At 65.3% G+C, this 12275-nt stretch carries 15 protein-coding genes; 9 read left to right on the top strand and 6 right to left on the bottom strand.

All coding sequences use genetic code 11. The features are described 5' to 3' along the window. Position 1: 1 nt before the first annotated feature. The gene (locus ATO9_RS18265; RefSeq protein WP_043752804.1) at positions 2 to 1081 is read right to left on the bottom strand and encodes a two-component system sensor histidine kinase NtrB; all 1080 of its coding nucleotides are present in this window, start codon (positions 1079 to 1081) and stop codon (positions 2 to 4) included. Beyond that, positions 1078 to 2067, bottom strand: a complete 990-nt coding sequence (gene dusB, locus ATO9_RS18260) for a tRNA dihydrouridine synthase DusB (RefSeq protein ID WP_043752802.1) — start codon at positions 2065 to 2067, stop codon at positions 1078 to 1080. The genes ATO9_RS18265 and dusB overlap by 4 nt, the downstream gene beginning before the upstream one ends. 165 nt (positions 2068 to 2232) lie before the next feature. On the opposite strand from dusB, the gene ispF reads away from it, so the two are divergent. Genes ispF through ATO9_RS18245 form a run of 3 tightly spaced genes read left to right on the top strand, consistent with a single transcriptional unit; the run spans position 2233 to position 4425 of the window. Then, positions 2233 to 3402: a 2-C-methyl-D-erythritol 2,4-cyclodiphosphate synthase gene (gene ispF / locus ATO9_RS18255; RefSeq protein ID WP_043752945.1), complete on the top strand. Its 1170-nt coding sequence runs from the start codon at positions 2233 to 2235 to the stop codon at positions 3400 to 3402. Continuing rightward, entirely contained in the window at positions 3399 to 3893 is a 495-nt protein-coding gene (locus ATO9_RS18250) for a phosphatidylglycerophosphatase A family protein (RefSeq protein WP_043752799.1), read from the top strand. The genes ispF and ATO9_RS18250 overlap by 4 nt, the downstream gene beginning before the upstream one ends. Positions 3894 to 3936: 43 nt before the next feature. Further along, complete coding sequence (locus tag ATO9_RS18245; RefSeq protein ID WP_043752796.1) at positions 3937 to 4425, top strand: CinA family protein; 489 nt, start codon at positions 3937 to 3939, stop codon at positions 4423 to 4425. Between the two features lie 87 nt (positions 4426 to 4512). Here ATO9_RS18245 and ATO9_RS18240 read toward each other — a convergent pair whose 3' ends face one another. The 3 genes from ATO9_RS18240 to ATO9_RS18225 all read right to left on the bottom strand — a co-directional run bounded on the left by ATO9_RS18240 (position 4513) and on the right by ATO9_RS18225 (position 6989). Continuing rightward, positions 4513 to 5805, bottom strand: coding sequence for an MmgE/PrpD family protein (locus ATO9_RS18240; protein WP_043752793.1), 1293 nt, complete (start codon positions 5803 to 5805; stop codon positions 4513 to 4515). A 104-nt stretch (positions 5806 to 5909) separates the two neighbouring features. After that, positions 5910 to 6383, bottom strand: a complete 474-nt coding sequence (locus ATO9_RS23635) for a hypothetical protein (RefSeq protein ID WP_052418453.1) — start codon at positions 6381 to 6383, stop codon at positions 5910 to 5912. Between the two features lie 156 nt (positions 6384 to 6539). Next, positions 6540 to 6989, bottom strand: a complete 450-nt coding sequence (locus ATO9_RS18225) for a type II toxin-antitoxin system RatA family toxin (protein ID WP_043752782.1) — start codon at positions 6987 to 6989, stop codon at positions 6540 to 6542. Positions 6990 to 7060: 71 nt separating this feature from the next. On the opposite strand from ATO9_RS18225, the gene hpt reads away from it, so the two are divergent. From hpt to ATO9_RS18200, 5 genes are all read left to right on the top strand, one after another. Further along, a complete protein-coding gene (hpt, locus tag ATO9_RS18220; RefSeq protein WP_043752779.1) occupies positions 7061 to 7603 on the top strand; it encodes a hypoxanthine phosphoribosyltransferase in 543 nt (180 codons plus the stop codon). Further along, the gene (locus ATO9_RS18215; protein WP_043752777.1) at positions 7600 to 7788 is read left to right on the top strand and encodes a hypothetical protein; all 189 of its coding nucleotides are present in this window, start codon (positions 7600 to 7602) and stop codon (positions 7786 to 7788) included. The genes hpt and ATO9_RS18215 overlap by 4 nt, the downstream gene beginning before the upstream one ends. 65 nt (positions 7789 to 7853) lie before the next feature. Then, positions 7854 to 8327: a cytochrome c gene (locus tag ATO9_RS18210; RefSeq protein ID WP_043752775.1), complete on the top strand. Its 474-nt coding sequence runs from the start codon at positions 7854 to 7856 to the stop codon at positions 8325 to 8327. Positions 8328 to 8395: 68 nt separating this feature from the next. Then, the gene (locus ATO9_RS18205; protein ID WP_043752772.1) at positions 8396 to 9295 is read left to right on the top strand and encodes a c-type cytochrome; all 900 of its coding nucleotides are present in this window, start codon (positions 8396 to 8398) and stop codon (positions 9293 to 9295) included. Positions 9296 to 9357: 62 nt separating this feature from the next. Continuing rightward, positions 9358 to 10413: an FAD-dependent oxidoreductase gene (locus tag ATO9_RS18200; protein ID WP_081979655.1), complete on the top strand. Its 1056-nt coding sequence runs from the start codon at positions 9358 to 9360 to the stop codon at positions 10411 to 10413. A 24-nt stretch (positions 10414 to 10437) separates the two neighbouring features. Here the strand turns inward: ATO9_RS18200 and lipA are convergent, their stop codons facing one another. Beyond that, the gene (gene lipA, locus ATO9_RS18195) at positions 10438 to 11391 is read right to left on the bottom strand and encodes a lipoyl synthase (protein ID WP_043752767.1); all 954 of its coding nucleotides are present in this window, start codon (positions 11389 to 11391) and stop codon (positions 10438 to 10440) included. A gap of 281 nt (positions 11392 to 11672) precedes the next feature. Between lipA and ATO9_RS18190 the strand changes: the two genes are divergently transcribed. Next, positions 11673 to 12221, top strand: a complete 549-nt coding sequence (locus ATO9_RS18190; RefSeq protein WP_043752765.1) for a peroxiredoxin — start codon at positions 11673 to 11675, stop codon at positions 12219 to 12221. Positions 12222 to 12275 lie beyond the last annotated feature (54 nt).

Genomic DNA, 12275 nt, shown 5'->3' with positions numbered 1-12275 from the left:
CTCAGCTCTCCTTGGGTTTGGGCTTTGTCGGGTCCAGCGGCAGGGACAGGCGGAAGACCGTCTTGCCCGGCACCGACGTGACGGAAATCCACCCGTCATGGTCCGATATGATCTTGGACACCAGCGCCAGGCCCAGCCCGGTGCCGTTCTCGCGCCCCGATACGAAGGGATCGAAGATATCCGCGGCGATCTCGGGCGGCAGGCCCGGGCCATCGTCTATGATCTCGATCTGAAGCGGTACGGGCTTGCCTCCCCCATCGGCCCGCCGCAAACGAAAGGAATGCTCGAAATAGGTGTGCAGCCGGATCGTTCCGCCGCTCTTGTCCGCCGCCTGGGACGCGTTCTTGAGCAGATTCAGCACCACCTGGAGCAATTGGTCGGGATCACCCAGTGCCAGCGGCAGCGAGGGATCGTAATCCTCCACGATCTTCATATGCGCGCCAAAGCCCAGCAGCGCGGACCGGCGTGCGCGATCCAGCACGTCATGGATGTTCACCGGACGCAGGTCGGGCATGGTCAGGTTGCCGAATTGCTCGACCTGTTCCAGCAGCTTCACGATGCGCCGGCTTTCGGCGACGATCAGGTCGGTCAGCTCGCGGTCCTCGGCGCTCAGGTTCATCGACAGCAGCTGTGCCGCCCCGGTGATCCCGGCCAGCGGGTTCTTGATCTCGTGCGCCAGCATCTCGGCCATGCCGATGGCCGATTTCGCCGCCGACTTGACCGTGTGGTCCTGGGTCAGCCGACCTGCCAGTTCGCGCGGCGAGATGAGGAACAGCATATGCCCCTCCTGCCCGCTAAGCGGTGCGATCTGCAGGTTGCAATGCAGCGGCGCGCGGTCACCGGTACCCACATCCACATCATTGACGAACAGCGGAGAGGACGTGGCCCGCGCCCGTTGGAACGCATCTTCCAGCGGGCTGTCGATCATCACCTTTTCCCAGACCTTCACGCCGTTGATCGACTTGGACGAGGTGTTCAGGAACCCCTCCGCCGCGGCGTTGATCGCGATGATGTTGTCCTCGGGATCGAGGACCAGCGCCGGCACCGGCAGCGAGTTCCAGACCGCGTCGTCTTCGATCATGCGGCCGCCCTCTGACCTTGCGCAGGGCGCAGTGCATCGGGCAACAGCGCCAGCACCTCGGCCGGGTCCAGCGCCCGCAGGACGCGCCCGCGCAGCCCGGTCTCCGTGCCTGCCTGATCCATGTACCAACCCAGCTGCTTGCGCGCGACGCGCAGCCCCAGATCCTTGCCGTAAAAGCTCAGCATTGCCTCGTAATGTCCTGAAACCACTTGGATCAGCGCGTCGCCTTCGGGGGCAGGCACAGCCGCCTCTCCACCCAGGTCGCGACAGATATCCGCCGCGGCCCAGGGCCGTCCCTGGATACCACGCCCGATCATCACGCCCGCCGCGCCGGACGCGTCCAGCGCCGCCCGCGCACTCGCCCCGTCGACGATATCGCCATTGGCCAGGACCGGGATCTCCACCGCCTCGACAACGTCGCGGATCGCATGCCAGTTGGCCCGGCCCTTGTAGAACTGGCACCGGGTCCGGCCATGCACGACCAGCATCCGAACGCCCGCGCCTTCGGCCAGTCGCGCCAGGTCGGCGGCGTTCAGGCTCTCGTCGTCCCAGCCCAGACGCATCTTCACCGTCACCGGCACATCGACCGCATCGGCCACCGCCTCGATGATCCGCAGCGCCAGGTCCGGGTCGCGCATCAGCGCCGAACCCGACAGCCCGCCGGTCACCTTCTTGGCCGGGCAGCCCATGTTGATGTCGATCACCCACGCGCCCGAGCCTTCGATCTGCCGCGCCGCCTCTGCCATCTTGGCAGGCTCTCGCCCGGCCAGTTGTACAGAGGTCGCCGCCCGTTCCAGGCCCAGCTCCGCCCGTTCCCGCGTGCCGGGACGGTTGGTCAGCAGCTCACCGCTCGCGACCATCTCGCTCACCACCAGGTCCACGCCGAACCCCACGACGAGGTCGCGCATCGGCAGGTCGGTGATGCCGGCCATGGGGGCCAGGGCCACATATGGCCGGGTCATCTGTGGGTCATCCGGAAGGGACATGCCTAATCCTTGTGCAATAGCCTCTGGTTAGCCCGAGTTCGGGGGAAGCTCAACGTTATCAAAAGCAGTTTACGCCTCAGAACTGCGCGATTGCCCGAATTTTAATCACAAATGGCAGCGCGGGTTCGGATGGACGGGGGCGCCCATAGCCCCTATTCAATCGCCATGGAAGAGTCTGCCCTGAAATTCGTGACAATCCTCGTCGCAGCCGGCCGCGGCACCCGCGCTGGCGGAGGACTGCCGAAACAATGGCGCGACCTGGCCGGACGGCGTGTCGCCGACTGGACGCTCGCCGCCTTTGCCGAAACCGGTCCCGTCGTCGTGGTCCTGCATCCCGACGACATTGACATCCCCCTGCCCGACAGCGTGCATCGCGTCCTTGGCGGCGCGATCCGCAGCCTGTCAGTCAAATGCGGGCTGACCAAGGCGTGGGAGCTCGGCGCGACCCATGTCCTGATCCACGACATCGCCCGGCCCTGCGTCACGCCCGCGGTGATCGCCGGCGTCACGAGCGCCCTGGCCGATGGCGCCATCGCCGCGGCCCCCGGCCTGCCTGTCAGCGACGCGCTCTGGACCAGCGACGGGGAGACGATCACCGGCACGCGCGACCGCGGCGGCCTGTTCCGCGCGCAGACGCCGCAGGGATTCGAAATCGGCCCGATCGCCGCCGCCCATGACGGGTTCGAGGGCGAGGCCGCCGACGATGTCGAGGTTGCCCGCTCCGCCGCGCTGCCCGTCACTCTGACCGAAGGGGACGAGGACAATATCAAGATCACCCATCCCGCCGATTTCGACCGCGCCGCCCGGATCCTTCGCGCGCGGGCGCAATCCGGCGCCAGCAAGGACCCTTCGACCATGGATATACGCCTTGGCAATGGCTACGACGTGCACGCCTTCTGCGATGGCGATCACGTGATCCTCTGCGGGATCAAGGTGCCGCATGACCGGGCCCTGCTGGGCCATTCCGATGCCGATGTCGGGATGCACGCCATCACCGACGCGATCTACGGTGCGCTGGCCGAAGGCGATATCGGCCGTCACTTCCCGCCGTCCGACCCACAATGGAAAGGCGCCGAAAGCCACATCTTCCTGGACCATGCGGTCCAGCTTGCCACCCGGAAAGGATTTGCCGTGTCCAATATCGACTGCACCCTGATCTGCGAGGCGCCCAAGATCGGACCCCATGCCGGTGCAATGCAGGCCGAACTGGCCCGCATCACGGGGATCGAGGTCTCGCGCATCTCGGTCAAGGCCACCACGTCGGAGCGGCTGGGCTTCACCGGCCGGAAAGAAGGGATCGCGGCCATCGCCACCGCGACTCTGGTGTCGGCATGAAAGCGGCAGAGCTGATCGGAACCGTCGCCGGTGTCGGCCATCTGCGCCCCGCTTCCGGCACCTGGGGCAGCCTGGCGGCGCTTCCGCTGCTCTGGGCCGTGCACCAGATCGGCAGCTTCCCCCTCGTCGTGCTGGCCACGCTCGTCGTCTTCTTCGCCGGCTGGTGGGCGACGCGGGCCATGACCGCGGGCCGCGACAACCATGACCCGTCCGAGATCGTGATCGACGAGGTCGCGGGCCAATGGGTGGCGCTATTCCCCGTCTCCTACGGTGCGATGTTCGCGGGCGTGCCGATCACCGCGCTCTGGCCCGGCTGGGTCGTGGGCTTCCTGGCCTTCCGCCTGTTCGACATCCTGAAACCCGGTCCCGTGGGCTGGGCGGACCGGCGCGACGACCCGCTGGGCGTGATGCTGGACGATGTGATCGCCGGGGCGCTGGCCGCGCTGGTTGTCGCGATCTCGGGCGCGCTCTATCATGTCTTCCTGATGTGACGCCCCACGCGATCCCAAAGGGGCGTCCGGAGGAGGACCCGACATGCCCATCACCGCCACGCCCGATGCCGTCCTGCATGCCTGCGAAGAGGCCGGACTGACCCTTGTCACCGCAGAAAGCTGCACTGGCGGCATGGTCTGCGCCGCGCTGACCGATATCGCCGGTTCGTCCAAGGTCGTCCTGGGCGGCGTGGTCAGCTATTCCAACGGGCTGAAACAGGGCCTGCTGGGCGTGACCACCGACACCCTGAAAACCCATGGCGCCGTGTCCGAGGAAACCGCGCAGGAAATGGCCTCGGGCGCGTTGGAGACATCCGGTGCCGATCTGGCCGTCGCGATCACCGGCATCGCCGGTCCCGGCGGGTCGGAGACCAAGCCCGAAGGGCGCGTCTGTTTCGCCCTCGCGCGCCGCGATCAGCCGGTTTTTCACGAGACGGTGGAGTTCGGCGCCCTGGGCCGCGAAAACGTCCGCGCGGCGTCCTGCGCCCATGCCCTGGGCCTGCTGCTGGCCGGTGCCAAGGGCGAGCTGTGATCCTTCACGATCCGTTACGCCGCTTCAGGCGTAATCTGAACCGGCCAAGCTAACGCCTTGGGTCGAAATACTAATCGGAATGCCCAGTTAGCCGCCGATAAACGCTCCGATCACCGCGGGCTCTGCCGCATCGGTCACCAGCGCCTCCGCATCTGCGGCGCGGTTGCCCAGCAGTGATACGGCCTTGGCACGGATCTTGTCGGTCTTCACGTCCAGCCCTAGTGGCGCATCGAGGTCGTGGAACACCTCGCGCTCTGCCCCGTCCGTCAGGCTCAGTTTCAGGCGCGCCTGCATCTCGCTCAGCCCGTCATCCGCTGTCACCGAGACCCGCGCCCGTAGCGCCTGCAAATCGGGCCGCGCGCAGGTATCGGCGGTGTAGCTGTCCAGCTGCGCGGTATCGATCCCCAACAGCGCCATCGGCAGCACCGTGGTGTAGGAAAATTTCGCCCCCAGCCCCGTCTCCGGCGCGGGCTGGTTGCAGACCGACATCCAGCGCGGATGGGTGGTCACCGCGATCTGCGACACCTCCGCAGAGTTCAACGGCAGCATCTCGGCCATCGCCTCAAGCGAGGCATGCAGGCCGTGACAGCAGGCATGGAATTTGTGGCTGATCCCGCTCAGGTACCAACTGTCGCCCAGACCGATCAGTCCAGCCGGATCGCCAATGCCGTGATGCGTCTCGCCAAAGCCCTGCGCGCCGTCCAGCCCAGTCGGTGCGGCCTCGAACCCGCGGGCGACCAGCAGCGCGGCCTCCACGCCCGTCGCAGCCGCGATCCCGGCATTGTAGGGTTTGCCCATGGTGCCGAACTGGCTTTTCAGCCCCGCGGCACGGGTTCCGGCCAGGCCCAGCACCATGTGCAGCGCATCGCCGTCCAGCCCCAGCAACCGACCCGCCGCCAAGGCGGCACCGAAGGTCCCGGCGGTTCCCGTCTGATGGAACCCGACCTGGTAGTGATCGCGCCCCAGCCAGACCCCCACACGGATCGAGGCCTCGATCCCGATCAACGCCGCCTGCTGCAAGTCCTCGCCCGACGCGCCGACCAGTTCGGCCGCGGCCAGCGCGGCCGGAAACACCGCGACCGAGGGATGCCCGATATGGGCGAAATGGGTGTCGTCGTAATCCAGCGCATGAGAGGTCGCGCCATTGACCAGCGCCGCCGCCCGCGCAGGCATGCGCGGCCCGCCAAAGCTCGCCGCCTGGGGCGCGCCGCCTTCGGAAACAGCCATGTCACGGGTGATGCGTGCGACAGGTTCGTCGCGTCCGGCCAGGCCGCAGGCCAGCCAGTCCAGCATGGACAGCCGCAGGATCGCCCGAACCTCGTCGGGACAGCCCGGATCGGGCGTGGCGGCAAAGTCGGCCAGGGCGCGGGCGATGGTCATGGGATCCTCCTCCGGAAAACCGAAGGCGATCCTAGCCTGCCTCGTCCGCGCCCGAAAGCCCGTCTTCAGGGGCCCGGGTCAGGGACCCATGGCCCGTCCCGGCCTCAGGCCGACACGTTCATCGGATCGCCCAGTCGCTGGGGTTCCGAGTTCTGGTTGGCATAGGCCGCGTTCGCGCCCTCCTTGCCTGCGCCCAGGGGCGTGAACGGATCGTCCGAGATCTCGCCCAGCAGAGCCGCCGAAGCCGCCTTTTCCTGTGCCGCGATCGCGGCGCGGCGGGCAAAGTCCACCGCGACGACCTCGTCGCTTTCGCGGGTGTCCAGCTGAGCGGAAACACCGCTCATCACGTCTTCATCCTCGGACGAGTTCCAGTAGGAATTCGGCGTCGACGAGGTCGGCGCGTAATCCGGGTTTTCGGTCGTCACGATCGGCTCTTCGGCCGCTTCGGTGACGGGTTCGACGATTTCTACGACTTCTTCGGTCGGCGCGGGGTCATTATTCGCCCCTTGGCTACCGCTCCCACTCCCAGTGGTCACCTGACCATTGGGAGTGAGAACATTGCCCAGCAGATTGAGCATGGTGTTCTCCAGGTTTGACGTTTCTACCGAGGAAGGAAGGTGACCCGGAAATGCGGTTCAAATGTGGTCGGGCCAAGGCCCTACCGCCATGATCAATGATACTTTCGCAATGTCGCTATTGCAGAAATGTTAACACATCTTACCGAAGTGTTAACGTCACGGAGCCCCGTAGAGCACCTTCGCCCGGTCCTCGAAAGCCCGCACGATCCGCTGCATCGCCTCGTTGAAAACAACGCCGATAATGCCCTGGAGCACCGCGTTCTTGAATTCGAAATCGACGAAGAAGGACACCTCGCACCCGCCCTCTGCATCGGCGAAGGCCCAGTTGGACTTCATGTAGCGGAACGGACCGTCCAGGTATTCGGTGTCAATCTTCATGTCCTCGGGCCACAGCACCACGCGCGACCCGAACCGTTCGCGGAACACCTTGAACGAGATCACGAGGTCCGCCAGCATCACCTCGTGATCGCCCTGGTCATCGCGGGACCGCACCCGCGCCGCGGCACACCACGGCAGGAATTGCGGATAGGATCCCACATCGGCGACCAGATCGTACATCTGCTGTGCGGTATATGGCAGGTGGCGGGTCTCGGAATGGCGGGGCATCTTTTCTCAAACGTCGCGTTTACTTAGGCCCCCCATGTCGTATGGTGAGCCCGCAAGTTCAAGGATGGATCATGACCACGCGTCCATATGTCATCGACCAGATGATCTCTGCCAAGAAGATCGCCGCCCGGATCGAGGCGCTGACAGAAGAGATCAAGCAGGAATTCCCCGAAGGCGAACGGCTTGTTGTCGTGGGCCTGCTGCGCGGGTCCTTCGTCTTCATCGCCGACCTTGTCCGCGAATTGCGCGACCGCGAGGTCGAAGTCGACTTCATCGAGGCCTCGTCCTACGGCAATTCCATGGAATCGAGTCGCGAGGTCCGGATCCTCAAGGACCTCCGCGGCGAGATCGAGGGCCGCAACGTGCTGGTGGTCGAGGATATCGTCGATACCGGCTACACGCTGCACCACGTGATTCACATGCTCAAGGCCCGCAACCCGGCCAAGCTGCGCACCATTGCCCTGCTCGACAAACCCTCCCGGCGGGAGGTCGATTTCAAGGCCGACTGGACCGGGTTCGAGATCCCCGACGAGTTCGTCGTCGGCTATGGCATCGACTACGCGCAATGCAATCGCAACCTGCCTTATATCGGCAAGGTCCGCTTCACCGAATGAACCCGATCTGGTTTCTCCGCATGGCCAGGTGGGCGCGCAATCCGCCCTCGGCCAAACGTGTGAAACTGGTGCTGGTGGTGATCGCCATCTGCGCGGTCATCATTGCCGCGGAGCGCATCTTCGGCTTTCCCGAATGGCTGGAACCGGCCAGCGTCCGCGCACCAAACCGTGTCATCACGAATTAGTCAAAGCATGACATATTCCCCTGCGTTAACGTGGCCACGTGATTGTCCTTTCAGGGAGTTTTGACATGAACAAGTACCTAGCAGGCCTGGTGATGGCCGGCCTCACAATGGCAGGCTCGGCATTCGCCGAAAGCCACATGAGCGAAGAGGACCTGATGAAGGCCGTCACCGCCCGTCAGTCCACGATGAAGCTCTATGCCTTCAACCTCGGCACGCTGGGCGCCATGGCGCGCGGCACGATCGACTACAACGCAGAGGCGGCAGAGGCCGCGGCGGGCAACCTCGTGAAACTGTCCTCGATGAACCAGATGGCGTTCTGGCCCGCTGGCTCCGACATGGAATCCCTTGAAGGCACCAAGGCACTACCGGCACTGTGGGAAGACATGGCGGGCGTCGGCGAAGCCGCCACCGCAATGACAGAGGCCGCCGTCGCGATGGAAGCGGCCGCCGGCACCGACCTGGCCTCACTCCAGGGTGCCATGGGCGCGCTTGGCGGTGCCTGCGGCGGGTGCCACAAGGCCTACCGCGCGTCGGATTGATCCGGTCCGCAGACCAAACACCGGACCGATGATCGGCACCTAAACGGCACCAGACAGGAGACAGGGCCATGTATACATTTCTCAGATTCGTGGCCCTTCTCTTCTTCTTCGGGCTCGCCTGCTTCTACCTCGTCACGATCCCGCGCACCCTGCCCGAGGAAACGATGGCCGATCTGACGGGCGATGCGACCCGCGGCGAACAGGTCTTCTGGGCCGGCGGCTGCGCCTCGTGCCATTCCGCCGCCGAGGCCGAGGGCGAAGAGCGGCTGGTGCTGGCCGGCGGTCGCCCTTTCGCCACCGAATTCGGCACCTTCTACGCCCCCAATATCAGCCCCTCCGACGCAGGGATCGGCGGGTGGAGCCAATATGACCTGGCCAATGCGATGATGCGCGGCGTGTCGCCCGGCGCACAGCATTACTACCCCGCCTTCCCCTTTACCTCCTACACCAAGGCCGACCCGCAAGACATTGCGGACCTTCATGAATTCATGCAGACGCTGCCGGCCTCCGATACGCCGAACACGCCGCATGACGTGAGCTTCCCCTTCTCCATCCGGCGCGTTCTGGGCGGCTGGAAACTGCTTTTCTTCCGCGAGGATTGGGCTCTGGCCGAGGCCCCGACCGAACAGGTCGAACGTGGCCGTTACCTGGTCGAGGCGCTTGGCCATTGCGCCGAATGCCACACGCCGCGCAACGCGCTTGGTGGGCTCGACACCGACCGCTGGCTGGGCGGCGCCCCCTCGCCCGATGGCCGTGGCAGCGTGCCCAACATCACGCCCGGCGGGCTGGACTGGTCCGAGGTCGACATCGCCGCCTACCTGAAATCCGGCTTCACGCCCGAGTTTGACAGCGCCGGTGGCGAGATGGCCGAGGTGGTGCAGAACATGTCCAACCTGACCGACGACGACCTTGCCGCCATCGCCGCCTACCTCAAGGCCGTGCCGCCTGTCGAACCGCCTGCGAATTGATCCTTCCCCGGCGCCGAAAAGTGCTACGCTCATGACGGGAACTTGAACGACTCGGCTCACGCATGACGACTGTTACGGTGATCGGCGCCGGACCTACGGGTCTGACCGCCGCGGTGGAACTGGCCCGCCTGGGCGCAAAGGTACGGATTTTCGAAAAACGTGACGGGGCCTCGAACCTGTCCCGCGCCGTCGGCATCACGCCCGGCTCCATCGAGCTGCTGACCCCCTGCGGCGCCGGTCCCGCGATCGAGGCCGAGGCGATCCGCTTCGAAGGGCTGACCATGCACAGGGGCGACCACCCCGTGCTGTCCCTGCCCCTGAACTTCGATGCGCGCTCCTCGCTCCATGGCCTGCCGCAGGACCGGACAGAGGCACATCTGATCGACGCCCTCGCCCGCTACGGCGTGCAGGTCGAATACAACCGCGAACTGACCAACCTGCATATCGAATCCGACCGCGTCACCGCCTGTTTCGGCCGCCATATCGAGGTCTCGTCGAAATACCTGATCGGCGCCGATGGCGCCCATAGCCGCGTCCGCACGACGCTGGGCATACATTTCCTGGGCCATGACTTGCCCGGCCGCTGGTCCATTGCCGACGTGCACTCCGCCAGCTGGCCGCACAAGACGCGCTTTTCCGGCTACCTGCTGCCCCAGGGCCATGTTTGCGTCGTCGTGCCCATGGCCCCCGACCGCTACCGCGTGATCGCCGATGCCGACGACGCGCTCAAGGCGTTGCCCGTGAAGATGCAGGTCGACGAGGTTCACCGCACCGGCAGCTTCACCATCCAGGTCCGCCAGGCCGAACAATATCGCAAGGGGTCCGTCTTCCTGGCGGGCGATGCGGCGCATGTGCATTCCCCTGTCGGCGGGCGTGGCATGAACCTTGGCATCGCCGATGCCGCCGACCTGGCCCGCCGGATCATGGACGGCACCACCCAGGGCTATGACGAGGCGCGCTATGCCGAGGGTGAGCATGTCATCCAGATCAGCGAACGCGGCCGCCGCATGCTGCAAAGCAAGGGCGCGGCCAAGACCGCGCTCTTCGCCACCATGTCGGTGATCAGCCACACGCCGCCCGCGCAGCGCGCCATCGTGCATCAATTGCTCAGCGGGTGATCCGCAGGCGCGTAGGGATCAGGATCAGGCCTGCCCCAGCCGCTTCAGCCGGTTCTCCCGCAGCCGGGCAAAGTCGTCGCCGGCATGGTATGACGACCGCGTCAGCGGCGTTGCCGAGACCATCAGGAAGCCCTTGTTATAGGCCGTCTTCTCGTAGGCGGCGAATTCCTCGGGCGTGACGAAGCGGTCCACGGCATGGTGCTTGGGCGTCGGCTGCAGGTACTGGCCAATGGTCAGGAAATCGATATCCGCGGCGCGCATATCCTCCATCACCTGAACCACCTGCTGACGGTTCTCGCCCAGGCCCACCATGATACCCGACTTGGTGAACATCGTCGGGTCCAGCTCTTTTACGCGCTGCAACAGTCGCAGCGAATGGAAATACCGCGCGCCCGGCCGCACCTCGGGGTAAAGCCCCGGCACGGTTTCCAGGTTGTGGTTGAAGACGTCCGGCTTGGCCTCGACGACCACTTCCAGCGAGCCGGGCTTCGAGCGGATGAAATCCGGCGTCAGGATCTCGATCGTGGTGCCCGGCGACCGGTGACGGATCGCGCGGATCGTCTGGGCGAAATGCTCGGCCCCGCCATCCTCGATATCATCCCGGTCGACCGAGGTGATGACGACGTGGTTCAGGCCCAGCTTCTGCACCGCATCCGCGACGCGGCCAGGTTCGAAAACGTCCAGGTCCTCGGGCGGCTTGCCGGTGGCGATGTTGCAGAACGAACAGGCCCGGGTGCAGACCTCGCCCATGATCATCATCGTCGCATGGCCCTGGGACCAGCATTCGCCCGCATTGGGGCATCCCGCTTCCTCGCAGACCGTGACCAGCTTGTGCTCGCGCATGATCTTGTGGGTTTCGAAATAGCCCTTCGAGGTCGGCGCCTTGACCCGGATCCAATCCGGTTTCTTCGGCTGCGGGTTGTCGGGGCGGCGCGCCTTTTCGGGGTGGCGCTGTTCGGGGATCTTGAGATCACGCATGGGGTCTTGCCTTGAACTGGGCCGGTGCAGGCCTGCCCTCCTCGGCGGGCCTTTCCGACAACATATACCTGCAGGCGGCACTTGGCCAGTGACGCCTCGGCACGCAAGCCTGCCATGACTTGTCTGCAAGCCCTTTTGCTGCGGCTGCGCGATTCCCGGTCAAACCCATGACAAGGATATGAAAGTTCCTGCCGCAGCGCAGAATTCGACTTGAGGCCCGCCTTGGAATCGCTCTAACCCCTCGCGCAACATTCTACCCCATCCCGAGACAGGAGAGCCCGATGCAAGCCGGCCAGAAACTTCCCGACGTCACCTTCCGCACCCGTATCCGCGACGAAAGCATTGGCGGCTCCAACCCCTTCCGCTGGGAGGACAAGACCACCGCCGATTACTTCGCCGGCAAGCGGGTCGTGCTGTTCTCCCTGCCCGGCGCCTTCACGCCGACCTGCTCTACCTACCAGCTGCCCGGCTTCGAGGACAATTTCGCCACCTTCCAGGAGCACGGCATCGACGAGATCTACTGCATGTCCGTCAATGACAGCTTCGTCATGAACCAGTGGGCCAAGGCCCAGGGCATCCAGAACGTGAAGGTGATCCCCGACGGCTCCGGCGAATTCACCCGCCGCGTCGGCATGCTGGTGCGCAAGGACAACCTCGGCTTCGGCCTGCGCTCCTGGCGCTACGCGGCGATCATCAATGACGGCGTCGTCGAAGCCTGGTTCGAAGAGCCCGGCATCTGCGACAACCACGGCGAAGACCCCTACGGCGAGTCGAGCCCGGAAAACCTGCTGACCTACCTCACCGAAGCCGCCAAGGGCGCCGCAGCTTGAGGGTTCGGTTCAGAGTGACGACAAAGGGGCCGGCAACGGCCCCTTTTTTGTTGG

The organism is Pseudooceanicola atlanticus (assembly GCF_000768315.1).
Lineage (GTDB): Bacteria > Pseudomonadota > Alphaproteobacteria > Rhodobacterales > Rhodobacteraceae > Pseudooceanicola > Pseudooceanicola atlanticus.
This window is presented reverse-complemented; position numbering and strand designations above follow the sequence as displayed.

Coding starts and splice junctions, on each gene's coding strand:
- ATO9_RS18265 (WP_043752804.1), bottom strand. CDS start 1,081: ATGATCGAAGACGACGCGGTCTGGAACTCGCTGCCGGTGCCGGCGCTG.
- dusB (WP_043752802.1), bottom strand. CDS start 2,067: ATGTCCCTTCCGGATGACCCACAGATGACCCGGCCATATGTGGCCCTG.
- ispF (WP_043752945.1), top strand. CDS start 2,233: ATGGAAGAGTCTGCCCTGAAATTCGTGACAATCCTCGTCGCAGCCGGC.
- ATO9_RS18250 (WP_043752799.1), top strand. CDS start 3,399: ATGAAAGCGGCAGAGCTGATCGGAACCGTCGCCGGTGTCGGCCATCTG.
- ATO9_RS18245 (WP_043752796.1), top strand. CDS start 3,937: ATGCCCATCACCGCCACGCCCGATGCCGTCCTGCATGCCTGCGAAGAG.
- ATO9_RS18240 (WP_043752793.1), bottom strand. CDS start 5,805: ATGACCATCGCCCGCGCCCTGGCCGACTTTGCCGCCACGCCCGATCCG.
- ATO9_RS23635 (WP_052418453.1), bottom strand. CDS start 6,383: ATGCTCAATCTGCTGGGCAATGTTCTCACTCCCAATGGTCAGGTGACC.
- ATO9_RS18225 (WP_043752782.1), bottom strand. CDS start 6,989: ATGCCCCGCCATTCCGAGACCCGCCACCTGCCATATACCGCACAGCAG.
- hpt (WP_043752779.1), top strand. CDS start 7,061: ATGACCACGCGTCCATATGTCATCGACCAGATGATCTCTGCCAAGAAG.
- ATO9_RS18215 (WP_043752777.1), top strand. CDS start 7,600: ATGAACCCGATCTGGTTTCTCCGCATGGCCAGGTGGGCGCGCAATCCG.
- ATO9_RS18210 (WP_043752775.1), top strand. CDS start 7,854: ATGAACAAGTACCTAGCAGGCCTGGTGATGGCCGGCCTCACAATGGCA.
- ATO9_RS18205 (WP_043752772.1), top strand. CDS start 8,396: ATGTATACATTTCTCAGATTCGTGGCCCTTCTCTTCTTCTTCGGGCTC.
- ATO9_RS18200 (WP_081979655.1), top strand. CDS start 9,358: ATGACGACTGTTACGGTGATCGGCGCCGGACCTACGGGTCTGACCGCC.
- lipA (WP_043752767.1), bottom strand. CDS start 11,391: ATGCGTGATCTCAAGATCCCCGAACAGCGCCACCCCGAAAAGGCGCGC.
- ATO9_RS18190 (WP_043752765.1), top strand. CDS start 11,673: ATGCAAGCCGGCCAGAAACTTCCCGACGTCACCTTCCGCACCCGTATC.